The sequence below is a fragment of the Pseudomonas sp. PGPPP4 genome, assembly GCF_002256045.1.
In the GTDB taxonomy this organism is placed as follows: domain Bacteria; phylum Pseudomonadota; class Gammaproteobacteria; order Pseudomonadales; family Pseudomonadaceae; genus Chryseomonas; species Chryseomonas oryzihabitans.
In genome coordinates, this window is sequence record NZ_NKID01000013.1 from 61434 (window position 1) to 84655 (window position 23222).

Here is a 23222-nt window from a genome sequence, read left to right on the forward strand (position 1 = left end):
CGGGCCGTAGCGCGGGTGTCACAAGGTCGAACAGCCCACGGATCCGGCCAAGTCGCTCAGAGCTCCACCAGCCGATAGTGCAGCCCCCGCACCACCGCCTCGACCCGGTTGCGCGCCCCCAGTTTGCGGGCCGCGGAGTTGAGGTGCAGGTTGACCGTGGCGGTGGATCGATTGAGGGTTGCGGCGATGCGCTTGGCGGTCAGGCCCTTGGCCGAATACTGCAGGCATTCGCGCTCGCGCGGCGTCAGGCGGACCTGGCCACAACGGCGCTCGGCCGGGGCGAGCAGTTCGTCGGCGCGGGCCTGGAAGGCATGGGCCAATACCAGGAAGGCGCCCAGGCAGGCTTCGCCGGTAGCCTCGGCGTCCTGGGCGTCGGCATCGAGGATGCCGGTGAGGGTGGCGAAGGCGCCGCCGGGCAGGTGCAGCGGCACCGTCACCCCGGTGGCGAGGCCGCTGTCGCGCACATAGCAGGTGACCGGCCTATGGCTGTCACCCAGGTACTCGCGCAGGGCGCTGCGGGTTTCGCTGCGAAACGACCAGACGAAGGGCGTGGCGCGCCGGCTGGCGCACTGCTGCACCGGATCGATCTGGTAGTAGCCGCGCTCGCACCAGAAGGCCTGCATGTCCGCCGGGGCGTTGCGTACCTTGAACACCGAGGGGGTGATGAGCACCCCGTCGTGGCTCAGGGGCACCGGCGCGTAGTCGTAGATCAGCGCCTTGCAGCCAAAGCCATCGGCGGTGTCCTGCACGGCGTCCAGGCAGGCATCGAGGCTGGCCAGGCCGGCGAGGCGGCCGCTGACGGTGAGCAGATCGGCATGCATCTTGGAACTCCCTGGGGGTCGCGATGAGGGAAAGAAAGCAAAGCCTCTGCCAGTCGCCCGAGCGCCGCTGCAAACCTAGCACTTTTACGGATGGGGCCTGTCTGGCCGCTGGCCTAGAGTCGAGCCTACCCCGCCCCTTCGAGGATGCCCCCAATGACTCAGCACGCTCCGTCCGGCGACGCCGCCGACCTCGCTCGCTTCGGCTACACCCAGGAACTCAGGCGCCAGCTCGGGCTGAAGGACCTGCTCATCTACGGCCTGGTGTTCATGGTGCCCATCGCGCCCTTTTCCATCTTTGGCGGAGTGTTCGATGCCAGCCATGGCATGGTGCCCCTCACCTACCTGATCGGCTTCGTCGCCATGCTGTTCACCGCGGTCAGCTACCAGCAGATGTCGCGCGCCTTTCCGGTGGCCGGTTCGGTCTACGCCTACGTCGGTCGCGGCCTGCACCCGGCGCTGGGCTTTCTCGCCGGCTGGGCCATCCTGCTCGACTACCTGCTGGTGCCCACCCTGCTCTATGTGATCGGCGCCAACGCCATGGCCAACGTCATCCCGGCGCTTCCCCAGCCGCTGTGGATCGTTTTCTTCGTCGGCCTCAACACCCTGGTCAACCTGCGCGGCATCGAGACCACCGCCCGCGCCAACCGGCTGTTCCTCTACGGCCAGTTGGCGGTGCTGCTGGTGTTCGTGGTGCTGGCGTCCCTGGCCATCAGCCGCGGCGTGAATGGCGCCGAGTGGAGCCTGAAGCCGCTGTACAACCCCCAGGAATTCTCCCTGCCGCTGATCTTCAGCGCCCTGTCGGTGGCGGTGCTGTCCTTTCTCGGCTTCGACGCCATCTCCACCCTCTCCGAAGAAACCCGTGGCGGCAGCCGCGTGGTGGGCCGCGCCACCCTGCTGGCCCTGACCCTGGTGGCGGCGCTGTTCATGGTGCAGACCTGGCTGGCCGCGCTGCTGCAACCCAACCTGATCCAGTATCCCGACGCTGACGCCTCCAACAACGCCTTCTACGAGATCGGTCGGCTGATCGCCGGCCCCTGGCTGCAGGTGGTGATCGCTCTGGCGGTGGCCATCGGTGCCGCCATCGCCAATGCCCTGGTGGCCCAGGCTGCCACCTCGCGCCTGCTGTTCGCCATGGCGCGTGATCGCCAGCTGCCGCAATTCCTGCGGCAGATCCATCCCGCGACCCGGGTGCCGCAGCGCGCCATCCTGCTGGTGGCGGCCCTGAGCCTGGTGCTGGGGCTGTTCTTCGTCGGCCAGATCAATCTGCTCGCCTCCATGTGCAACTTCGGTGCGCTGACTGCCTTCCTGCTCCTGCATGTGGCAGTGGCCTGGCATCACCGCGGCGCCGGTCGCCCACTGCTCCATGCGCTGGTCCCGCTGATCGGCTTCATCATCCTCGCCTATGTGCTGTTCAACGCCGACGTCTACGCCAAGGTCGGCGGCAGCTGCTGGATGGTGCTGGGCCTGGCCGTGCTGGCGTTCCTCAAGCTCAGCGGCCGGACCACGGAATTCAAGGCCAACGACGCCGTCCATTAGGCACAGACCCGTCGTGGAGGCTTCAGATGATCAAGACCCTGCACAGCCAGCACTGCCATTGCGGCTGGGATCACAGCCTCCCCCCGGCGCTGGAAGTTGCGCCGGGCGAGACGGTCAGCTTTGCCTGCCGCGACGCGGCGGACGGCCACTTCCACCGCCACTCCAGCGCCGCCGACATCGCCACCCTGCCCTTCGAGCGGGTCAATCCGGTCTGCGGTCCGCTGTGGATCGATGGTGCCGAACCGGGCGACGTGCTCAAGGTGACGCTGGACAGCTTCGCCCCCAGCGGCTTTGGCTGGACCGCCAACATCCCCGGCTTCGGCCTGCTCGCCGACCAGTTTCTCGACCCGGTGCTGCAACTCTGGCAGTACGACCGCAGCGGTCAGACGCCGGCGGCCTTCGGCGAGCTGGCGCGGGTCCCGCTCAAGCCCTTCGCCGGCACCCTGGGGGTGGCCCCCGCCGCGCCAGGCCTGCACTCGGTGGTGCCACCGCGGCGGGTGGGCGGCAATCTGGATATCCGCGACCTGGCCGCCGGCACCAGCCTCTACCTGCCGGTGGAGGTCGCCGGAGCGCTGTTTTCCATTGGTGACACCCATGCCGCCCAGGGCGATGGCGAGGTCTGCGGCACCGCCATCGAGAGCGCCATGGCGGTTACCGCCACCTTCGAGCTGATCAAGGGGCAACCGCTGGCCATGCCGCGCTTCAGCACCCCGGGGCCGGTCACCCGACACCTCGACGGCGCCGGCTACGAGGTCTTCACCGGGATCGGACCGGACCTGCTGGCCGCGGCGCGCATGGCCGTCAGCGGCGCCATCGACTGGCTCGGGCAGACCCGCAACCTGCCGGCGGAACAGGCCTATCTGCTCTGCTCGGTCTGCGGCGATCTGCGCATCAGCGAGATCGTCGACGTGCCCAACTGGGTGGTCAGCTTCTACTTTCCGCGGATCGTGTTCGAATAGCCGGGGCCGAATGGTCTGGCGCGCGCCGCGGCAACGTCCCCCACAGCGAGGCGATGACGATCAGCAGGCCGCCCAGCCAGCCCCAGAGGCCCAGGCGTTCGTCCAGCCAGACGCTGGCGAACAGCGCGCCGAACAGCGGCTCGGCGCCCATCAGCAGGGCGACGCGGGTGGCACTGGTGCGGCCCAGGGCAAAGTTCTGGGCAAGAAAGGCGCCCAGGGTGCAGAACAGCACCAGGTAGCCGGTGGCCAGCCAGAAGCCTGGCTGTACGGGCAGCGGCGCCAGGCCCGGGCCGAGGGCGAACAGCAGCAGACAGGCCAGGCCGACGACCCCGGTCTGCACCGCGGTCAGCGCCAGGGCCGGCACCGGGGCACTGGCCCGCTGCAGACGCCGGCGCACCACACAGACATTGACCGCGCGCAACAGCGCCGCCAGCAGGATCAGGCCGTCGCCCAGGTTGAAGCTCAGGGTCACGCCATGGGTCAGCAGCCCGGCGCCCGCCACCGCCAGAGCCGCGGCGCCCAGGGCGCGGGGCTCAGGGCGCTGGCCGAGTAGCCACCATTCGGCGAAGGGCGTCAGGGCCACGCACAGGCTGATGAGAAAGGCGGCGTTGCTGGCGCTGGTCAGGGCCACGCCATAGGTCTCGGCGAGAAAGATCGCCAATAGCAGCAGACCGGTCGGCACTCCGGGTCGCCAGGCCCGCCGGCCTTCGCCCCTCAGGGTGGGCAGCAGCAGCGCCGCGGTGAGACAGAAGCGCAGCGCCAGGTAGCCGAGCACCGGATAGAGCACCACGGCGTCCTTGACCACGGCGTAGCTGGTCCCCCAGACCAGGGCGGTGGCGAGCAGCAGGCCTTCGGCGAGACCAAAGGTGGGGCGTGGCGACATGACGGCTTCTCCCTGGATCAGGCCGCCAGTGTGCCCGTCCCGCGTTAGGCGCGATAAGCTCGTCCGCGCGCATAGCTCTTGTTCCGCCAGGGAAGCAATGCCAGTCTTTCCAGCCCCATTGCTTCCCGCGGATTTGGCATGGATCTCGTGCGCGCCCTCCCCCTGCTGCCCTGCCTGGTCGCCTTCGCCAAGGTGGTGGAGACCGGCAGCTTTACCGCCGCCGCCCGCCTGCTGGATGCCACGCCTTCGGCGGTCAGTCGCCAGGTGGCGCGGCTGGAGCGGGAGCTGGGCGTGCGCCTGTTGCAGCGCACCACCCGTCAGCTGCGCCTGAGCGAGGCCGGCCGCGAGGTGCTCGGCCACTGCCGCCAGCTGCTGGCCGCCGCCGGCGCGGCGCTGGACAGCGGTCTGCAGCATCGCGAGGAGCCCCGCGGCCAGGTGCGGCTGGCGGTGCCCAAGGCGGTCGGCTATCGGCTGATCGCGCCGCTGCTGCCGGACTTCTTCCAGCGCTATCCCGAGGTGGATCTGCAACTGCGCCTGGACGACCGTCCGCTGGACCCCATCGCCGACGACCAGGATCTGCTGGTGCGCATCACCGAGCAGCCACCCGCCGGCTTCGTCGCCCGGCCATTGCGCGAGATGGACTTCGTGCTCTGCGCCAGCCCGGCCTATCTTGAGCGCCGCGGCATGCCGCAGCAGCCCCAGGCGCTGGCCGAGCACGATTGCCTCTACCTCGGCGAAACCCCGGGCGACCAGCGTTGGCAACTGCGCCGCGGTGATCGGGTGGAAAGCGTGACGGTGCGCGGTCGCCTGGCCTGCAACCACAGCGGCGTGCGCCTGGAAGCCACCCTCGCCGACCTTGGCATCGCCTGCCTGCCGGCCTTCGCCGCCGACGCCGGTCTGGCCGACGGCAGCCTGCGGCGGGTGCTGCCCGACTGGCAATACCTCGGCCCCTACCAGGGCACCGCCTGGCTGCTCTACCCACCGGATCGCCAACTACCGGCGGCGGTCAGGGTGCTGGTGGATTTTCTGGTTGAGCGATTAAAGTATAACGATACATCAACCAAGTCCTGATAAGTTATCTCATCAGTGCAAAGAGCGCGAGTAGACTACTAAGCGCTTACTTGGAGTAAAGCAACTTCATCTGAGATGTAGCCATTTCGTCTTATGACCCTAGAAGCACTGCCAGGCAATGATCTCATTGACAGGACCTCACCATTTGGACTATCCCTGAAAGACTGATAAGAGCGAACTACTGGCCAAATGCAAAAGATGTATTTGCAAACATATTAATGCGCAGAAAGAGGTCTGATTAGCACATATGATGGCAGCTGACCCCAATCGCCTTATTGCCTCGCTAGTTCGAGACCAGGTCAATCTTGACCTCAAAACAGCGGACGTTTGCTTTCTCGCAGGCCTGTACCTAAGAGCAGACAAGGCGGGACTTGCGTCGTTCGAAGAGGACATGCTGATCGATCTGTTCGAACAAGTCTGTGATGTGGTTGAACCCGCCGCCGAAAATCCACGCAAGCGCGCAACCCATGCCATTCAACGATTACGAGAGCAGCGCATGCTGGCCAGAGTTGATGGCGCCGGCATCGTGCGGGCGGGCGAGTATGCGCTGACGCGGCTTGCCGCTGCGGTAATCGAATACTTTCTGGCGGATGAGGCCCTGACTCGGGAAAGCCTCAGCTTATTGACCGGCACCTTGCGCGCTCAACTCGCCGACATCCTGGCGACAGCCAGGAAGGCCCAGAACGATGAGGATTGGCGTCAGGGCGTGGTCGCCCCCCTGAGGATCACGGTCGGTGACATGGTGGCGGGTATCGAACGTCGGCAGCGGGGGCTTGATGCCCAGCAGGAGGAAATCCAGGCGGAAATCGCTAGCCTGCTATCGAACGACTGGTTCAGCGCAATCGATCGATGCCAGAGCCTGCTCGACGCAACGACCCACACATTGCGCGAGCTGAATGAAATCCTGCTGCGAGACACACACCATTTCGTTGCGTTGCTCCAGGACATCCAGGCGCTGGCCGTTTCAGCAGAAAATGTCGAAGCCGAGGGAGCCGCACAGCGGGTCATCGAACATGTAGACCGGATCGGAGCCTGGGGCGGTGCACGCCAAAAGGCATGGTCCGAATACTACCAGTATGTACACCGTTACTTGCGCGACGTGGTCAGACTGGATCCTGATCGGGCACTGAGCCAGCGCTTGCGCGATCAGATTGCGGAGTGGGAAAACAGGCCTTTCCATCTACTAGCTGCGCATGCAGGCTCTATCTGCCTGCTACGTCCACTTGAAGCACGTGTCGAGCGTCCGGTGGTGGCCAGGCCAAAGACTGATCGTGAGGCCGAACCAGCCTGGGTGGAAGCTGAAAATGCGCTGGCAGATATCGAAGTGATGGTGAGTCGGGCGCTCGACGAGGGCGTAGATACCTTGGCGGGGCTAACGGTGCAGGTACTCGCCACCTTGAGCGACGATAGCCAATACGTGGCTGCGGGTCGGGTCGCTGACGCAGCTGCAAGACTAGCCCGATTGCGCTCAAGCCGCGAGCGGCTATGGCTAGAAGTGGGCGAACAGCTCAAAGTCGAGGATTGGACTGTCCAGGGCCGGAGGAAAGTGGAGTGAGCGATGTCGTATTCGATTCTCTGGAAGAGGTGATTGTCGACGAGAGATTCCCCGAGGTGGATCTGACGTTGCGACGTGGACGCCATATCGGTCGAGATGATGGCAGCCTCTATGATTACCTGGTGGAGGCACAGGCGCTGCTCGAACCTTTTTATCGGCGTTTCGGTTGTGAGCTGATCCAGCAGAGCGATGGCTATTTCTATTTGCTGCCCAGCGGTGAGCGGCTGGGGCGCCGTCAGCTATCTGTCGGCGAAATGCTTGTCGGGCAGGTGCTGGCGCTGATGTATCTTGATCCCGCGACTTTGCAGCATGGCGGCATGGCGACACGTGAAGCGCTATTGCAGCGGCTGTCCGGATTACTGGGCACCAATGTGCTGGTGCGTACGCTAAGTCCGCGTAGACGCAAGTATGACGAACGCATTGCCGCTGAAACTGTGCGAGGGAAAGCGGACGAGGCGCTGCGTAAGTTAGCTGAGCTGGGTTTCATCGATGTGGTTGATGCGGACAGATTACGCCTGCGTCCGGCACTCATGCGCTTTGCCGAGCCGGTTCGGGGGCTCGCAGACCCCAGCGACGCCCTAGAGCGGCTGGTTGCGCGTGGAGAAGTATTACTGGGTGATGCTAACGACATGGATGACGATAGCGGCGACGCAGAGGGGGAGGAGATGTCGCCATGAGCCGAACACGTGCCGATGCTTTAGCCCTAGTCAATTGGAAAGGCGTCTTCTACGAGCGTTATCTACTCGATCGGCATGTCACTGCGCTGGAAGGCAGCAACGGTGCCGGCAAGACCACGGTGATGATTGCCGCCTATGTCGCTCTGTTGCCCGATATGTCCCGCCTGCGCTTCACCAATCTCGGCGAGACTGGAGCGACTGGGGGCGACAAGGGTATTTGGGGACGTCTAGGTGATCCCGGACGCCCTTCCTACGTGGTGGTAGATTTTGCCCTTGCAGGTGCACAGAGGCTGCTGGCTGGGGTGCATCTGGAACGCAAAGGTGAACCCTCTGTGGAGCCTACACCATTTATTGTCTGGGGCCTCGACCCTGCGATCCGCTTGCAAGATCTGCTGCTAGTTGCACAGGGAGGCGTCGAGTCTGTGCCGGAGTTGCAGGAGTTGCGCGACAACGCGGCTCGGCTCGGTGGGCGATTACAATTTTATCCCTCCGCCCGGGAGTACTTCGCCGCGCTATTCGACCAGGGAGTCATGCCACTGCGCCTTGGTACCGACGAGGACCGCAATAAGTTTAACGATATGTTGCGTACCAGCATGACCGGCGGCATATCAAGGGTACTCACTTCGGAGCTACGCTCGTTCCTACTCAGGGAGCAAAGTGGCCTCGCTGATACCTTGCAGAGGATGCGATCAAACCTGGATGCCTGTCGGCGGACCCGGGTAGAAGTGCAAGAGTCGCGCCGTCTGGAGCAAGAAATCGGCAGTATCTACGAAGCCGGCCAGGCCATGTTCGGCGCGGCCTTTCTCGCTACTCGCGAACGTGCCGACGAGCTGGCACGCCGGGTGAGCGAGGCTCAGAGCTCGCGTGATCGGGCTTTCCATGCGCAGGAAATTGCGCGTGAAGCACTCGACGCGACTCTGACCGAGTTGGATGAGCTCGATGCTCGCAAGGTCGAACTGGAGCCAGTGCTCGAATCCGCACGCAATTGGCACTCCAAGCTGAAGGATGCCTTGGCGGCATTGTGCACCCTGCAACAGAGTGTTATCCGTCTCGCGGAGACCGAGCCCGAAGCACAGGAAGCGGGCAGGCTGCGAAGCGAGGCTGAAACGTTGCGAATCCGCAGCCGCGAGGAACTCAAGCGTGTCCAGGAGGATTACAAACGTGCCGCTGAGGGGCTCGCCGACCTACAGCGGGGAATAGAGGAATTGCATCGCCGGGCCGCTGCCTATCGCCAAGTAACCCGACGACTGCGGGAAGCCGAGGTGACGTTGCAGGTTGCCCCCTTGCTCCCGGCGCAGTTCGTCGATCACCTCGCATTGGCACGTAACACCCTCGACTCCATCGACCAGGAGCGTCGCGAAGCCAGGACACGCCTGTCCGATGCGCTGGAGCATCGTGAGCGGTATGCGCAGCTAATGGCGGCTGTCCGGCGGCTCGCAGGGCAGGATGTCGAAATCATCGCTGCGTACGATGCGGCTACTGAAGCGTTGCGTCTTCACCGGCAACTGAGCGTACTTGCTGATCAGATTCACAGCATTGAACGTGAACTGGCCGAAGCACAACAGTTGCAGATTCGGCAGGCTCGGGTACGCGCACAGGCGAGCGAGTTGGGTGTGGTTTTGACTGAGGCACCCGCCACGCAAGTCGTCAACGCTTTGCTCACCAATACTGAAGCCGAACGATCCGTACACGAGCAGGCGCAAAGGACGGCTAATGACGAACTTGCCGAGCTACGGCGTCGGCGCGAGGAGCTCCAGCAACAATATCAACAGTTGCTGGCACGAGAGCCGCAATGGCGGAAGCTAACGGAATGCGCTATGCGCTTGTCCGAACACCTCGGTACACGAGTAGAGGATCGGGGCAGCTTGGATGAAGCCCGTGCTTGCTTAGGCAAACAGTACGCCGAGGCCGGCCGGGCCGAACAGCAGGCACAGCAATCGCAGGAGCGGCTGATCCGCGAGGCGCGCGATTTACTGGCGGCCGGAGGCCCGTTTTCGCCGGCGTTGTTGCAGCTCAAGGACAGGCTCGGTGCTGAACTACTGGCTGGTAGTTACGAAGAAGTGGCGATAGAGGAGGCTGCGGTGCTGGAAGCCCGGCTTGGGGCCTTGGTGCAGGCACTAGTCGTCGACGATCTCACAGCAGCAGCTCGTACGGCTGTGGACCGGCCAGAGGAACTAGCTGATGTACTACTGGTATCGCGTGATGCCGACCTCTACCGCTTGGCAGAAGCCTCTGGTACCACGAATGCCAGCGAAGGCGATCTTGTTATCCAAGACGGTATCGCTCTCCGCTTATCCCGTATTCCCACCAAGCCGCGCATAGGGCGGCGGGCGCGCGAGAAAAGGGCGGCTGACCTGCAGGCCCAGGCCGAAGAGAAAGCCCTCGAACTGCATACGATGAGGAGTGCAAGGCGCACGCTGGAGCGACTGCAGGCCGATGGCGATGCTCTACTTGCCGGGCTGGAGGTCTGGCTGGCGGGCGATCCTGCGGGCGCCATCGCTGAGGTGCAGCAGGCGATCACCTTGGTCGATGAACAGATCGAGGAGCAGCGCGAAACGGCTGATCGCAATGCTACGGCGGCACAGGCACTGCGGCCGCGTATTGGCAGACTGCGTTTGTTGCTGGCCGAGGCGATGCTTCTCGATCCTCCCGATCATGGCGAGCGCGTGCAAGTACTCAGCGAAAAAGCATCGCAAGCAGACGAGGCCAGGAGCTGGATCGCCGCCAACCAGGCAGATGTCCTTCGTGTGGAGAATGGGCTTGGTGACTTGCGCCAGCTTCCGTTGTCGGACACGGATATAGAAAACCTGACGCTTCACGCCAATGCTTTGGAGACGCGGCGCCAGCAACTCGATGCCGGGATCGAAGCACTCGAATATCTGTGCGAAAACGCCGAAGCCTTGGCTTGGGAGGAAGCTCCAGGTCGGCTCGAAGACTCGCAGGAACTGGTTCCGGCGCTGCAAGAGCAACTGAGCGAAGCCGAAACGCTACTACAAGATAGCGAAAACAAGGTCACCCAGGCGGAAGCCCGGTATGACGAGGCGAGCAAGCGCTTTCTTGCAGCGCAAAGCCAGTATGACAATGCAAGACAGGAACATGAATCCGCCGCTGAACATTTCAATTCCCTCGGCATATCCGCTCCCACCGAGGATGCCCTGTTGGCGGCTGGTGCCGAGGTGATGCGGTTGGAACAAGAACTGCGTACCCATGGGACGCGGCGTGATGTGTTGCTGACGGCCAAAGGCAACCAGGAACATGGCGTACAAAACGCCCAACAGGATCTGCAGTTTGCCGACGACAAACTCGCTATCGAACGCCGTGAGGCCGAGCCTGCACGTAAGCGCTGGGACGACCTACTTGACTGGGCGATGCGCGATAGTCTGGTAGGTGAGTTGCTGACCAGAACTCCTGAAAAGTTTGCCGACATCCGTGGCCACATTAATTTTGTCCAGGAAGCCAAAATACGCCGGGGTGTCCTACTGGAGCGCCTGAGTAGTGCGCGCGGCGGGGAGATCTTGCTGACCGAACTGCAACAGCTGCGCGACACCTCCGATACCGCCTTCGCTGATGCCATCCTGACGCTTTGGCTGGCTGTGCGCGACTGGCTGCGCCGCCGCCTGCCGGCACAGGTGGCCGAGGTCGATGACCCGCGAGAAGCGCTCATCCGGCTGCGCGACCAACTGTCTGATCTCGAAGAGCGTCTCGCCCGGCAGGAAAGCGACCTGCGTGGAGCTAGCGAAGATGTAGCACGCGGCATTGACGTACAGATTCGCAAAGCGCGCGGCCAAGTCACTCGCTTGACCAAGAATCTAGAAAAGGTCAGTTTCGGCAGCATTCAGGGCATCCGTGTGCGCATGCAGACTGTCGAGCGTATGGAGCAGATCCTGCGCGCCCTGCGTGAAGGTGCGGCCCAGGAGTTACTGTTCCAGGCGGACATGCCGATCGAGGAGGCGCTCGACGAAATCTTTCGTCGCTACGGCGGTGGGCGCTCAGCAGGGCAGCGCCTGCTCGATTATCGGGAATACGTGCATCTGCAGGTGGAGATCCGTCGCAAGTCCGGCACCGAGTGGGAAGTCGCCAACCCGACACGTTTGTCGACCGGCGAGGCGATCGGTGTCGGTGCTGCGTTGATGATGGTGGTTCTCACCGAGTGGGAACGCGATGCAACCTTGCTGCGCGGTAAGCGCGCTCACGGTTCGCTGCGTTTCCTGTTCCTGGACGAAGCCAACCGTCTGTCGCCGGACAATCTCGGTGTCCTGTTCGATTTGTGCCAGACACTGGATCTGCAGTTGATGATCGCGGCCCCCGAAGTGGCACGTGCCGAAGGCAATACGACTTATCGCTTGGTGCGCCAGGTGACGCCCGAGGGGCGCGAGGAAGTTCTGGTGTTCGGTCGTCGCACTAGGAGCGTAGGCTAATGTGGCAGACGCCGCAGCAGCGCATCGCTCTGCTCGAGTTGCTGGTGCAGGGGACGCTCAAGCGCCGCGCCTCACAGGTGAAAGCGTATGACACTCTGGCAGAGCTATCCTGGATCCGCTCGACCGGCCGGCGTGATCAGATTGCCTTGGTAGAGGCTCGCCGCACTGAACTCGTTGCGCTGCTTGAGCGGGTATGGCCGGACTGGCAGGAAGCGCTGGCGGCACTTACAGCGGGCGGGTTTTCCCCCACGCCTGATGGTTGGACTCGCTTGGAAGATGCGCGCCGCGCAGGGCGGCTTCCGGCGCTGCCAGGACGTCTCAATCGCCGGACTGCAGCCGCGCTAACCGCGCCCCACTCCAAAGCGGTGCTCACGCCGCGCCGACAAGCTGCGCTTGCCGGCACCGAAGCGACCCACGACGGATTGTTACGCTTGCGACCACCGCGTGGATTAGTGGCACAGACCGAGCAGGGTGTCTTGGATCTTTGGAAGCTTGCCCGTTTTCTTGGTGAAGCACCAATCCCGGAACGGGCCTTCCTGGATGGCCTCACTTTGGAAGGTCCCTTGCGAGCGGTCTTGCTGGTGGAAAACTCTGGCGCTTGGCGTGACCTGCCGATGCTGGACGGATGGCTTTTGGCTCATGTCCCCGGCTGGGACATAGCCACTGTTGTGTATCTACTCGCTCAGGTGCAGCCCGAGGTTCCTGTCGTTCACTTTGGCGATCTCGACCCAAACGGCGTGCGAATCTTCCTGAAACTACGAGAGCTTCGGTCAGATCTGTGCTGGTTCGTTCCATCCTTCTGGGCCGAGTGCGTGGAGCCTAGGAAGTTGAAAAAGCCATGGCCTGCTGGGCTGGATCTCCGTCATGCGCCAAAGCTGGTGCATGATCTCGTGGACAAAGGTCTTTGGTTGGAGCAGGAACCTTTGGTGGTCGACTCTAGGATGAGAAGTGCTCTTGAATCGATTATTCAGCTACCTGTCGATTGAGAAGTTCGAATAAAACCAGTGCTCGGGAATGTGCAACAAATCGCGCTACCTAGTCGACAGTTCTGCTGCTGTGCAGCTCAGAGGATGGCTAGCTTGAGCAAGATGGTTCATGGGCAAATCGCCCTTAGGTAAATGCTATTGAGGCGCGCGTAGCGTATTACGCCAGCACCGCCACCGACTTGAGCTGCGCCCAGACCCGACTGCCCGGCCGCAACGCCAGCCGCTCCAGCGAATAGCGGGTGATCCGCGCCAGCAGCGCCGTGCCACCCAAGTCCAGGCGCAAGAGCACCTGGGCCGGCGAACGGGTCGGGGCGATCTCGGCGACGGTGGCCGGCAGCACATTGAGGATGCTGCTGTGCTGGCGTTCCAGGCTGAGGCTGACATCCCGCGCCAGCACCTTGATGCGCAACGCCTGGCCGGGCGGCAGCGGGGCATGGGCCAGCAGCACGCGCTGGTCGCCGGCCAGGCCCAGGCTGAGCAGCCCGTAGTCCGAGTCATGGCCGAGCACCCGCCCTGCCAGCACCACCCCGGCGTCGTCGGCCAGGGCGATGGGCAGGTCGAGGCGCGCCAGCACCTCGGTGGTCGGTCCACTGGCCAGCACCCGGCCCCGCTCCAGCAGCACCAGGTGATCGGCCAGCCGCGCCACCTCGTCCGGGGCATGGCTGACATAGAGGATCGGCAGCGCCAGCTCCCCGGTCAGGCGCTCCAGATAGGGCAGGATCTCTGCCTTGCGCTCGGCGTCCAGCGCCGCCAGGGGTTCGTCCATCAGCAGCAGCCGTGGACTGGTCAGCAGCGCGCGGGCGATGCCGACCCGCTGGCGTTCGCCGCCGGACAGGCGCGCCGGCATCCGGGCGAGCAGTCCTTCGATGCCCAGCAACTCGACCACCTGCTCCAGTTCCAGTCGACGCGCGGCGGGCGCCACCCGCTTCCAGCCGAACAGCAGGTTGCGGCGCACGTCCAGGTGCTCGAACAGATTGGCGTCCTGGAAGACGTAGCCCAGGGCGCGTCGGTGCGGCGGCAGGAACAGGCCGCGGTCGCTGTCCTGCCAGGTCTCTTCCGCCACCACCAGGCGGCCACGGGCGGCGGGCTCGAGTCCGGCAACGCACCTCAGGCAACTGGTCTTGCCCGAGCCCGAGGGACCGAATAGCGCGGTGACGCCCCTGCCGGGCAGGGCGAGGTCCACGTCCAGCACGAAGTCGGCATGCCGCAATTCGAAGCGCGCGACGAGACTCATGTCCAGGCCGACCGCCCACGGCGCCCATAGAGCAGCAGCAGGATCACGAAGGAGAAGGCCAGCATGCCGCCGGCCAGTAGGTGCGCCTGGGGATATTCCATGGCTTCCACATGATTGAAGATCTGGGTGGAGACCACCTGGGTGCGCCCGGGAATGTTGCCGCCGATCATCAGCACCACGCCGAATTCGCCTACGGTATGGGCGAAGCCGAGGATGGCGGCGGTGACGAAGCCCGGCCGCGCCAGCGGCAACACCACGTGGAAGAAGGTATCCAGGGGGCCGGCCCTGAGGGTAGCCGCCGCTTCCAGCGGGCGCGGACCGATGGCTTCGAAGGCGTTCTGCAGCGGCTGCACCACGAAGGGCAGCGAATAGCACAGCGAACCCACCACCAGCCCGGCGAAGGTGAAGGGCAGCCGCCCCAGCCCCAGCGCCTCGGTCAATTGCCCCACCCAGCCCTCCGGCCCCATGGCCAGCAGCAGGTAGAAGCCGATCACCGTGGGCGGCAGCACCAGCGGCAGGGCCACCAGGGCGCCGACCGGCCCCTTGAGCCGGGAGCGGGTGCGCGCCAGCCACCAGGCGAGAGGCGTACCCAGCACCAAGAGCAGCAAGGTGGTCACGCTGGCCAATTCCAGAGTCAGGCGGATCGCCGCCCAGTCCGCCGCGCTCAGGCTCATGGCGTCACTGCCGGTAGCCGTAGGCCTTGAGCACCGCGGCCGCCTGGGGTCCCTTGAGATAGGCCAGCAGCGCCTTGGCCGCCGGCTGATCCTGACCCTTGTCCAGCAATACGGCGTCCTGGCGGATCGGCGCATAGAGGTCGGCCGGCACGATCCAGGCCGAGCCTTCCTTGAGCTTGCCGTCCCCGTAGATCTGCGACAGGGCGACGAAGCCCAGCTCGGCATTGCCGGTGGCGACGAACTGGTAGGTCTGGGTAATGTTCTGGCCTTCCACCCGCTTGGCCGCGACCGCCTCGGTCAGGCCCAGTTTGGCCAACACCTGGCTGGCGGCCAGGCCATAGGGCGCGGTCTTGGGATTGGCCACGGCCAGGTGGGTGAAGGCGTTCTGCTTGAGCACCGCGCCGTCGCCGTCCACATAGCCGGGCTTGGGCGACCAGAGCGCCAGGGTGCCGATGGCATAGGTGAAGCGCGAGCCCTTGACCGCCGCGCCCTCGCTTTCCAGCTTGGCCGGGGTGCTGTCGTCGGCGGAAAGAAAGACCGCGAAGGGCGCGCCATTCCTGATCTGGCCATAGAGCTGGCCGGTGGCGCCGCTGGAAATCACCAGCTGATGGCCGGTGTCCTGGGCGAAGCGCTCGCCGATGGCCTTGAGCGGCGCGCTGAAGTTGGCGGCCACGGCCACCTGGACCTCGTCGGCCAGGGCCGGGGTGGCCAGGCCCGCGGTGAGCAGGGAAAGCAACAGGCGGGAACGGCTGGAGATCATCGGATCTGGCTCCTTGGGATGGTCAGGACGCGCTCATCAGCAGGACGCTGGCGGCGCTGAAACAGGCACAGGCGGCCAGACCCGGGACGAGTCCCAGCTGGCGACTGCTATTGGCGGTCAGGGTGGCGGTGACGCGGCGGCCGGCCGGCAGCGCCAGCACCACCTCGTGGTTGATCGGTCCCTCATGGACGCGCTCGACCTCTCCCCACAACAGATTCTGCGCCGACAGGCGCAGCCCCGGATCGGTGCCGATCAGCACCGCCGAGGCCTTGACCAGGGCCACCACGGCGCGGCCTGGCGCCAGGCGCAATTGCTCGGCGCTCTCGCGGGTGACCAGGGCGGTAAGGGTGGTGGCATCGTCCAGGCGTAGCACCACGGCGCTTTCCACATCGCCCTGTTCGAGCGTCTCGACCACGCCGGAAAACTGGTTGCGGGCGCTGCTGCGCCAGTTGAGGTTGAGCAGCAACTGGCGGAAATCGGCCACCTCGGTGCGACTGGCCTCGTCCAGTCCGGCTGCCACCTGGTCCAGGGTGGTCTGGTAGTGCTGTTCCAGCGCTCGGTAGAAGGCCACCACCCGCTGGCCATAGTCGGTCAGCCGGGTGCCGCCGCCGCCGCTGCCGCCCGTGCTGCGGGCGACCAGGGGCTGGGCGGAGAGATTGTTGATCTGGTCCACCGCATCCCAGGCCGCCTTGTAGGACAGCGGCACCCGCTTGGCCGCCTGGCTGATGGAGCCGGTGGCGGCGATGGCCTCCAAGAGGCGGATACGGGTCTGGGTCAGCTCGGCGCCGATGCTGCTTTCCAGGGACAGATGGGCAATGAAGGGCGAGGCGCTCATGCCGGATGCTCCCGGCGCTCGGGTTGTATGACTACCGCGCTCCGACCTAGAGTGGCGCCCCTTGCCTCTTCTCCCACGCAAAGGAGCGAAAGTCCATGAAGGTCAGTGCCCGCAATGTTTTCCAGGGAATCGTCAGCCAGGTCCGCGAAGGCGCGGTGAATGCAGAGGTGACCCTGGCCCTGACCGGCGGTACCGAGCTGGTGGCCGTGGTCACCCTCGACAGCGTGAAGAGCCTGGACCTGGCGCCGGGCAAGCCGGCCGTGGCCCTGGTCAAGGCACCCTGGGTGATGGTGATGAGCGCCGCTAGCGGGCTGCGCCTGTCGGCGCGCAATTGCCTGGCCGGCACGGTCGAGCGCGTCAGCGATGGCGCGGTCAATGCCGAGGTCGTCATCGCGCTGCCCGGTGGCAGCCGCGTGGTGGCCATGGTCACCCGCGACGCGGTGCAGGAACTGCAGCTGGCTCCGGGCGTGGCCGCCACGGCAGTGTTCAAGGCGTCTCATGTGATCCTGGGTGTCCCGGCCTGATCCTTGGGGCAGCGGAGCCGATCCGCCAGGGCGTTATAGCATCAAGTATATAGCGTGAGACAAAAGAAAACGCCGGCAGGTTTCCCGGCCGGCGTTTCGCTTGGCGCTTAGGCCAGCTTCTTGTACTTGACCCGCTTGGGCTGGGCCGCGGCCTCGCCCAGGCGCTTCTTGCGATCGGCTTCGTACTCGGTGTAGTTGCCTTCGAAGAAGACCACGTTGGAGTCATCCTCGTAGGAGAGGATGTGGGTGGCGATGCGGTCGAGGAACCAGCGATCGTGGGAGATCACGATGGCCGCGCCGGGGAAGTCCAGCAGGGCGTCTTCCAGGGCGCGCAGGGTTTCCACGTCCAGGTCGTTGGAGGGTTCGTCCAGCAGCAGCACGTTGCCGCCTTGCTTGAGGGTCAGCGCCAGGTGCAGACGACCGCGCTCACCGCCGGAGAGGTCCTTGACGAACTTCTGCTGGTCGGCGCCCTTGAAGTTGAAGCGACCCACGTAGCTGCGCGAGGGCACCTCGTAGTTGCCGATCTTGATCACGTCGGAGCCGTCGGAGACCTGCTCCCAGACGGTCTTGGTGTCGGACAGGTTCTCGCGGCTCTGGTCGACGCTGGCCAGTTGCACGGTATCGCCGATCTCGATGCTGCCCGAGTCCGGCTGCTCCTTGCCCATGATCATGCGGAACAGGGTCGACTTGCCCGCGCCGTTGCCGCCGATGACGCCGACGATGGCGCCCTTGGGCACCACGAAGCTCAGGTCGTCGATCAGCAGGCGATCGCCGTAGCCCTTGCTGACGTTCTTGAACTCGATGACCTTGTCGCCCAGGCGCTGGCCGGCGGGGATGTAGATCTCGTTGGTCTCGCTGCGCTTCTGGAATTCCTGGGACTGCATTTCCTCGAAGCGCTGCAGACGGGCCTTGGACTTGGACTGGCGGGCCTTGGCACCGGAGCGCACCCATTCCAGTTCGGCCTTCATGGCCTTGGCGTGGGCGGCTTCCTGCTTGGCTTCCTGGGTCAGGCGCGCGGCCTTGGATTCCAGCCAGCCGGAGTAGTTGCCCTCGAAGGGGATGCCCTGGCCACGGTCCAGTTCCAGGATCCAGCCGGCGACGTTGTCGAGGAAGTAGCGGTCGTGGGTGATGGCCACCACAGTGCCAGGGAAATCGTGGAGGAAGTGCTCCAGCCAGGCCACCGAGTCGGCGTCCAGGTGGTTGGTGGGTTCGTCCAACAGCAGCATGTCGGGGGCCGACAGCAGCAGGCGGCACAGCGCCACGCGGCGCTTCTCGCCACCGGAGAGCACGCCGACCTTGGCGTCCCAGGCCGGCAGGCGCAGGGCATCGGCGGCGACTTCCAGCTGGCGGTCCAGATTGTGGCCGTCGGCGGCCTGGAGGATGGCTTCCAGCTTGGCCTGCTCGGCGGCCAGGGCGTCGAAGTCGGCATCCGGCTCGGCGTAGGCGGCATAGACCTCGTCCAGGCGAGCCTGGGCCTGCTTGATCTGGCCGACCGCTTCCTCGACCACTTCACGAACCGTCTGCTCGGGATCAAGTTTCGGTTCCTGCGGCAGATAACCCACATTGATACCGGGCATCGGACGCGCTTCACCTTCGATCTCGGTATCGACGCCGGCCATGATACGCAGCAGCGTCGATTTACCCGCACCGTTCAGACCGAGCACGCCGATCTTGGCGCCGGGAAAGAACGACAGGGAGATGTTCTTGAGGATTTCACGCTTGGGCGGCACGACCTTGCCGACCCGATGCATGGTGTAGACGTATTGAGCCATGGTGGGACCTTGGGACCGGAATGAAAAACAGGGGACACAGTATGGCGTCAGCAGCGAACGCTGTCGAAACCCCGGGCGACGAAAGCGCACGCGGTAAGCACCTGGAAAAAACCGGCGGAGAGATCGTCTGCCGCTTTATCATAGGCCATCCCTGCCCCGCGGAATCGGGCGCAGCCGAATGGCCATCGCCTCTGCAGGAACGCAGTCCGTCGTGAACAGCCCGCCCTCCACGCTGCCGGAAGAGCCGCTCGCCCCCGCCTCGCGACGCCTCACCCGCGGCCTGCTCGTCCTTTCGCTAGTGGCCATGCTGGCCCTGATGTTCTGGCAGGCCTTCGCCAGCGTGGCCGAGCGCGAGGCCCTGCGGCGCGAACAGCTGGATGGTCTGACCCGACAACTGGCCAACACCGTCGAATTCGGCCTGGCGCTCAAGGCCCAGGCGGTACGCACCACCCTGCGCTGGTCGCTGGACCCCACCCTGCCGCTGGCCCCCAATCTGCTGCTCAGCCTCAAGGACTTCTTTCCCGGCCTGCAGCAGGTGCGCTGGCTGCCGGCCAACGCCACCCTGCGCGCTGCACGCCTGGGTGACTCGCCGGACGCCGCCTTCATCCAGCAGCTGATTGAGCGCGCCGGTCAGGCCGACTTCCGCTACGGCTACCACGCCCAGGCCACTGCCGCCCCCCTCTATGTGCTGCTGGCCGGCGATCCGCAATTGCAGGACGGCTGGTGGGTGCTGACCAGCGCCCCCCTGCTCGAACCCCTATGGCGACCCACCCGGGTGCCGTCGGGCCTCGACTGGCGCCTGGAAGATCGCGCCCAGGGCACCCTGCTGTTTCGCGGCGGGGCGATCCCGGCGGCGGACAGCAGCGATGAAGTACGCCAGGCGCTGGCCTACAGCGATTGGCAGGTGGTGGGCAGCCATCCCACCGAAGACATGGGCACCACCCTGCTGGGAGCCTCCTTCGGCCGCCTGGCGCTGTTCAGCCTGTCCGGCCTGGTGGCGGTCATCCTGCTCTACCTGCTGCTGCGCGAAGAACGCGGCCTGCGCGCCCTGACCCTTGCCTCGCGACGCGGCCTGCGCCTGGCCGGCATCGCCCTCAACGGCATCGAGGAAGCTGTATGCATGACCCAGGCCGACGGTCGCCTGGTCCATGTCAACGCTACCGCCGCCCGCCTGCTGGGCATCGCCGCCGATGACGCCCAGCAGTTCTTCCTCGCCAGTCTGTTGCCCGAGGTAGTGGCCCTGACGCCCGCCGAGCGGGACAGCGGCGCCCTGGTCGCCCTGACGGTGGAAGGCCAGCCCCGCCGCTTCGCGGTCAGCTGCCATGCCCTGGCGGACAGCCAGCCCAGCGCGCGCGTCCTGCGCGACCGCACCCAGACCCAGGACGGCTACGTCTGGGTGCTGCGCGACGTTACCGAGCAGCAGCGCAACCTGGAGACCATCCAGACCACTCGGCAGCGCTACGAAAGCATCTTCAACGGGGTGCACACCGGCATCTGCGTGGTCGATCTGAGCGCCATCTGGCCCCGGATGCGCGACCTTGGGCTGGAGCGCCCCGAGCAGCTGGCGGAGTTGTTCGCCCGCCAGCCCGATGTGCTGGACACCTTGGGTCGCCAGGTGCGCATCACCGAGATCAACCAGCGCGCCCTGGAAATGCTCGGTATCAGTCACCTCGACCAGGCCTGGGAGCGATTGGTGGGCGACTCCCGCGTGCAGCTCGGCGGCAAGCGCTATCGTCTGCTGGCCGGCCTGCTCTCCGGCCAGCAGGTGCTGGAGCTCGAGACCTGCATCAGCACCGCCGAGGGTGACCGCCACCTGTGGCTAAGCATGCACCTGCCGAGCGATCCCCAGCACCTCGATGCCACCCTGCTGAGCCTCACCGACATCACCCAGCGCAAGCTCGGCGAATTGCGCCTGCTCGAGCGCGACAGCTTCTGGTCCAACCTGATCAGCGCCATCCCCGACACCCTCTACACCTACGACGTGGCCAGCGGCGAGCTGACCTACGAGAGTCATTCCCTGGCGCTCAAGCTGGGCTATCCGCCGGAGGCCTTCGCCAGCCTCGGCCAGGCGCGCCTGCACCCGGACGATGTCGAACTACATGCCCGGGTGCTGAGCATGCGGCCGACGCTGTCCAACCAGCCCAGCAACAGCCTCCTGCGCTGGCAGCATCGCAACGGCGGCTGGCGCTGGTTCGATGTACGCGAACAGCGCCTCACCAGCGCGGCGGACGGCAGCGCGGCGAGCGTGGTCGGCCTGGCCCTGGATGTCACCGACATGGTGCGGGCCAGCGAACGGCTGCGTGACAGCGAGAATCGCTATCGGCAACTGGCGGAAAGCATCAGCGACGTCATCTTCACCACCGATGCCCAGCTGGTGCTCAACTACCTCAGCCCCTCGGTCGAGGAGTTGCTCGGCTATCCGCTCGCCGAGTTGCAGCAGCGCCCCCTGGCCGAGCTGGTGGTACATTCGCGCCAGCTACAGGAGGTCCGGCGCACCCTGCAACGGCTGCTGCGCAGCCTCGACGATCCGCGCGCCCTGGCCGAGTTGCGCCGCGAGCACTTCGCGCCCCTGGTGCTGGACTGTCTGCACGCCCAGGGGCATACCCTGCAGATCGAGCTGCGCCTCAAGCCGCTGTGGGACGACCACGAGCGCTTCGCCGGCCTGCTCGGTATATGCCGCGACATCTCCGCCCAACGCCGCACGGACAAGGACATGCGCATGGCGGCCACGGTGTTCGACCACTCGGCCGGCGCCATTCTGGTCACCGACCCGGCGGGCTACATCGTGCGGGTCAACCGGACCTTCACCCGCATCACCGGCTTCAGCCCCGAAGAGGTGTTCGACCAGCAACCGATGATGCTCTGCGCCGACAAGCAGGAAGCCAACCAGCTGCAGCATGTGATGCAGCAGCTGCGCACCGAGGAGAGCTGGGAAGGCGAACTCTGGCAGCGCCGGCACGACAACGAGCCCTATCCCTCCTGGGTCGGCATCACCGCCATCCGCGACGACGACGGCGACCTGATGAGCTATGTCTGCTTCTTCGTCGACATCAGCGAGCGCAAGGCCAGCGAAAGACGCATCCATCGCCTGGCCTACTACGACGCCCTGACCCTGCTGCCCAACCGCACCCTGTTCCAGGACCGCCTGCACAATGCCCTGCAGCAGAGTCGCCACAACGGCAGCTGGGTGGTGCTGATGTTCCTCGACCTCGACCGCTTCAAGCCGATCAACGACAGCCTCGGCCACGCCGCCGGCGACCGTCTGCTCAAGGAGGTGGCCATGCGCCTGACCGCCTGCGTCGGCACCGAGGACAGCGTGGCGCGCATGGGCGGCGACGAATTCACCCTGCTGCTGTCCGGCCTGGAAACCCGCGAGGTCGCCCTGGCCCAGGCGATCCGCGTCGGCGAGCAGATCCTTACCCAGCTGTCCGAGGCATTCGTGCTCGAAGGCCGCGAATTCTTCGTCTCCGCCAGCATCGGCATCGCCCTCTCGCCGCAGGACGGCCATGAGCTCAGCCAGCTGATGAAGAACGCCGACACCGCCATGTACCACGCCAAGGAGATGGGCAAGAACAACTTCCAGTTCTACCAGGCCGAGATGAACGCCCGCGCCCTGGAACGCCTGGAACTGGAAGCCGATCTGCGGCACGCCCTGCTGCAGGGCGAATTCCGCCTGCACTACCAGCCGCAGTACCGCTGCGACAACCGGCGCCTGACCGGGGTCGAGGCCCTGTTGCGCTGGGAGCATCCGGTGCGCGGCCACGTCTCGCCGGCGGAATTCATCCCGGTGCTGGAAGAGATCGGCCTGGTGGTCCAGGTCGGGGACTGGGTGATTCGCGAGGCCTGCCGGCAGATGCGCGAATGGCACGCGGCCAGGGTGCGCATTCCCAAGGTCTCGGTGAATCTCTCCGCGCGGCAGTTCAGCGACGGCCAGCTCGGCCAGCGCATCGCCGCGATCCTCGCCGAGACCGGCCTGGCGCCGGCCTGCCTGGAGCTGGAACTGACCGAGAGCATCCTGATGCGCGACGTCGGCGAGGCCCTGCAACTGCTCGGCGAACTCAAGAGCCTGGGCCTGTGCATCGCGGTGGATGACTTCGGCACCGGCTATTCCTCGCTCAACTACCTCAAGCAGTTCCCCATCGACATCCTCAAGATCGACCGCAGCTTCGTCGACGGCCTGCCCCACGGCGAGCAGGATGCGCAGATCGCCCGGGCCATCATCGCCATGGCCCACAGCCTCAATCTCTCGGTGATCGCCGAGGGCGTCGAGGAACCGGCGCAACTGGAATTCCTGCGCACCCATGGCTGCGACGAGGTGCAGGGCTTCCTCTTCGACCGTCCGCTGCCGCCGGATCTGCTGCGCGAACGGCTGGAGCACCAGGGGCTGTTTCCGGTCCTGACATGAGACCGATGGCGCCACCGCATGACCGGCGCTCATACCTCAGAGTTCCCGCGATGGGGTAGAATACTACCCCTCACGAGCCCGATCGGGCTCGCTCTTCGCCATGCCTCAGGGG

The 23222-nt window shown here is 65.3% G+C and carries 16 protein-coding genes; 9 read left to right on the forward strand and 7 right to left on the reverse strand.

All coding sequences use genetic code 11. The annotated features are described in order from the left end of the window. Window positions 1-56 precede the first annotated feature (56 nt). Window positions 57-821 (reverse strand): LuxR family transcriptional regulator, encoded by a 765-nt coding sequence (locus CFE50_RS19905; protein ID WP_241807594.1) that lies wholly within the window; start codon window positions 819-821, stop codon window positions 57-59. Between the two features lie 153 nt (window positions 822-974). Between CFE50_RS19905 and CFE50_RS19910 the strand changes: the two genes are divergently transcribed. After that, a complete protein-coding gene (locus CFE50_RS19910; protein ID WP_241807595.1) occupies window positions 975-2357 on the forward strand; it encodes an APC family permease in 1383 nt (460 codons plus the stop codon). Between the two features lie 26 nt (window positions 2358-2383). Further along, window positions 2384-3316, forward strand: coding sequence for an acetamidase/formamidase family protein (locus tag CFE50_RS19915; RefSeq protein WP_286737004.1), 933 nt, complete (start codon window positions 2384-2386; stop codon window positions 3314-3316). Here the strand turns inward: CFE50_RS19915 and CFE50_RS19920 are convergent. Beyond that, on the reverse strand, window positions 3282-4199 hold the full coding sequence (locus CFE50_RS19920) for a DMT family transporter (protein WP_241807597.1): 918 nt from the start codon (window positions 4197-4199) through the stop codon (window positions 3282-3284). The genes CFE50_RS19915 and CFE50_RS19920 overlap by 35 nt on opposite strands. A 138-nt stretch (window positions 4200-4337) precedes the next feature. On the opposite strand from CFE50_RS19920, the gene CFE50_RS19925 reads away from it, so the two are divergent. The 5 genes from CFE50_RS19925 to CFE50_RS19945 all read left to right on the forward strand — a co-directional run bounded on the left by CFE50_RS19925 (window position 4338) and on the right by CFE50_RS19945 (window position 12906). After that, a complete protein-coding gene (locus tag CFE50_RS19925; protein WP_286737007.1) occupies window positions 4338-5270 on the forward strand; it encodes a LysR family transcriptional regulator in 933 nt (310 codons plus the stop codon). A gap of 250 nt (window positions 5271-5520) precedes the next feature. Beyond that, the gene (locus CFE50_RS19930; RefSeq protein WP_286737009.1) at window positions 5521-6825 is read left to right on the forward strand and encodes a condensin subunit MukF; all 1305 of its coding nucleotides are present in this window, start codon (window positions 5521-5523) and stop codon (window positions 6823-6825) included. After that, window positions 6822-7502: a chromosome partition protein MukE gene (locus tag CFE50_RS19935; RefSeq protein ID WP_286737011.1), complete on the forward strand. Its 681-nt coding sequence runs from the start codon at window positions 6822-6824 to the stop codon at window positions 7500-7502. The genes CFE50_RS19930 and CFE50_RS19935 overlap by 4 nt, the downstream gene beginning before the upstream one ends. After that, window positions 7499-11920 carry a chromosome partition protein MukB gene (mukB, locus tag CFE50_RS19940; RefSeq protein ID WP_286737013.1) on the forward strand — a complete coding sequence of 1474 codons (4422 nt, stop codon included), beginning with the start codon at window positions 7499-7501 and terminating at the stop codon, window positions 11918-11920. The genes CFE50_RS19935 and mukB overlap by 4 nt, the downstream gene beginning before the upstream one ends. After that, complete coding sequence (locus CFE50_RS19945; protein ID WP_286737015.1) at window positions 11920-12906, forward strand: Wadjet anti-phage system protein JetD domain-containing protein; 987 nt, start codon at window positions 11920-11922, stop codon at window positions 12904-12906. The genes mukB and CFE50_RS19945 overlap by 1 nt, the downstream gene beginning before the upstream one ends. A gap of 157 nt (window positions 12907-13063) precedes the next feature. Here CFE50_RS19945 and modC read toward each other — a convergent pair whose 3' ends face one another. Genes modC through CFE50_RS19965 form a run of 4 tightly spaced genes read right to left on the reverse strand, consistent with a single transcriptional unit; the run spans window position 13064 to window position 16409 of the window. Then, window positions 13064-14140 (reverse strand): molybdenum ABC transporter ATP-binding protein, encoded by a 1077-nt coding sequence (modC, locus tag CFE50_RS19950; RefSeq protein ID WP_286737017.1) that lies wholly within the window; start codon window positions 14138-14140, stop codon window positions 13064-13066. Next, entirely contained in the window at window positions 14137-14814 is a 678-nt protein-coding gene (modB, locus tag CFE50_RS19955; protein WP_042136720.1) for a molybdate ABC transporter permease subunit, read from the reverse strand. The genes modC and modB overlap by 4 nt, the downstream gene beginning before the upstream one ends. 4 nt (window positions 14815-14818) lie before the next feature. Then, entirely contained in the window at window positions 14819-15574 is a 756-nt protein-coding gene (gene modA / locus CFE50_RS19960; RefSeq protein WP_286737020.1) for a molybdate ABC transporter substrate-binding protein, read from the reverse strand. Between the two features lie 22 nt (window positions 15575-15596). Further along, a complete protein-coding gene (locus tag CFE50_RS19965) occupies window positions 15597-16409 on the reverse strand; it encodes a TOBE domain-containing protein (protein WP_286737021.1) in 813 nt (270 codons plus the stop codon). Between the two features lie 95 nt (window positions 16410-16504). Between CFE50_RS19965 and CFE50_RS19970 the strand changes: the two genes are divergently transcribed. Beyond that, on the forward strand, window positions 16505-16933 hold the full coding sequence (locus tag CFE50_RS19970) for a TOBE domain-containing protein (protein ID WP_241807602.1): 429 nt from the start codon (window positions 16505-16507) through the stop codon (window positions 16931-16933). 107 nt (window positions 16934-17040) lie between these two features. On the opposite strand, the gene ettA is transcribed toward CFE50_RS19970, so the two are convergent. After that, on the reverse strand, window positions 17041-18705 hold the full coding sequence (ettA, locus tag CFE50_RS19975; RefSeq protein WP_007162716.1) for an energy-dependent translational throttle protein EttA: 1665 nt from the start codon (window positions 18703-18705) through the stop codon (window positions 17041-17043). Window positions 18706-18916: 211 nt separating this feature from the next. On the opposite strand from ettA, the gene CFE50_RS19980 reads away from it, so the two are divergent. Beyond that, complete coding sequence (locus CFE50_RS19980) at window positions 18917-23110, forward strand: sensor domain-containing protein (RefSeq protein WP_286737024.1); 4194 nt, start codon at window positions 18917-18919, stop codon at window positions 23108-23110. The last annotated feature ends 112 nt before the right edge of the window (window positions 23111-23222 follow it).

Coding starts and splice junctions, on each gene's coding strand:
- CFE50_RS19970 (WP_241807602.1), top strand. CDS start 16,505: ATGAAGGTCAGTGCCCGCAATGTTTTCCAGGGAATCGTCAGCCAGGTC.
- modA (WP_286737020.1), bottom strand. CDS start 15,574: ATGATCTCCAGCCGTTCCCGCCTGTTGCTTTCCCTGCTCACCGCGGGC.
- modC (WP_286737017.1), bottom strand. CDS start 14,140: ATGAGTCTCGTCGCGCGCTTCGAATTGCGGCATGCCGACTTCGTGCTG.
- mukB (WP_286737013.1), top strand. CDS start 7,499: ATGAGCCGAACACGTGCCGATGCTTTAGCCCTAGTCAATTGGAAAGGC.
- CFE50_RS19915 (WP_286737004.1), top strand. CDS start 2,384: ATGATCAAGACCCTGCACAGCCAGCACTGCCATTGCGGCTGGGATCAC.
- modB (WP_042136720.1), bottom strand. CDS start 14,814: ATGAGCCTGAGCGCGGCGGACTGGGCGGCGATCCGCCTGACTCTGGAA.
- CFE50_RS19945 (WP_286737015.1), top strand. CDS start 11,920: ATGTGGCAGACGCCGCAGCAGCGCATCGCTCTGCTCGAGTTGCTGGTG.
- CFE50_RS19905 (WP_241807594.1), bottom strand. CDS start 821: ATGCATGCCGATCTGCTCACCGTCAGCGGCCGCCTCGCCGGCCTGGCC.
- CFE50_RS19930 (WP_286737009.1), top strand. CDS start 5,521: ATGGCAGCTGACCCCAATCGCCTTATTGCCTCGCTAGTTCGAGACCAG.
- ettA (WP_007162716.1), bottom strand. CDS start 18,705: ATGGCTCAATACGTCTACACCATGCATCGGGTCGGCAAGGTCGTGCCG.
- CFE50_RS19910 (WP_241807595.1), top strand. CDS start 975: ATGACTCAGCACGCTCCGTCCGGCGACGCCGCCGACCTCGCTCGCTTC.
- CFE50_RS19965 (WP_286737021.1), bottom strand. CDS start 16,409: ATGAGCGCCTCGCCCTTCATTGCCCATCTGTCCCTGGAAAGCAGCATC.
- CFE50_RS19920 (WP_241807597.1), bottom strand. CDS start 4,199: ATGTCGCCACGCCCCACCTTTGGTCTCGCCGAAGGCCTGCTGCTCGCC.
- CFE50_RS19925 (WP_286737007.1), top strand. CDS start 4,338: ATGGATCTCGTGCGCGCCCTCCCCCTGCTGCCCTGCCTGGTCGCCTTC.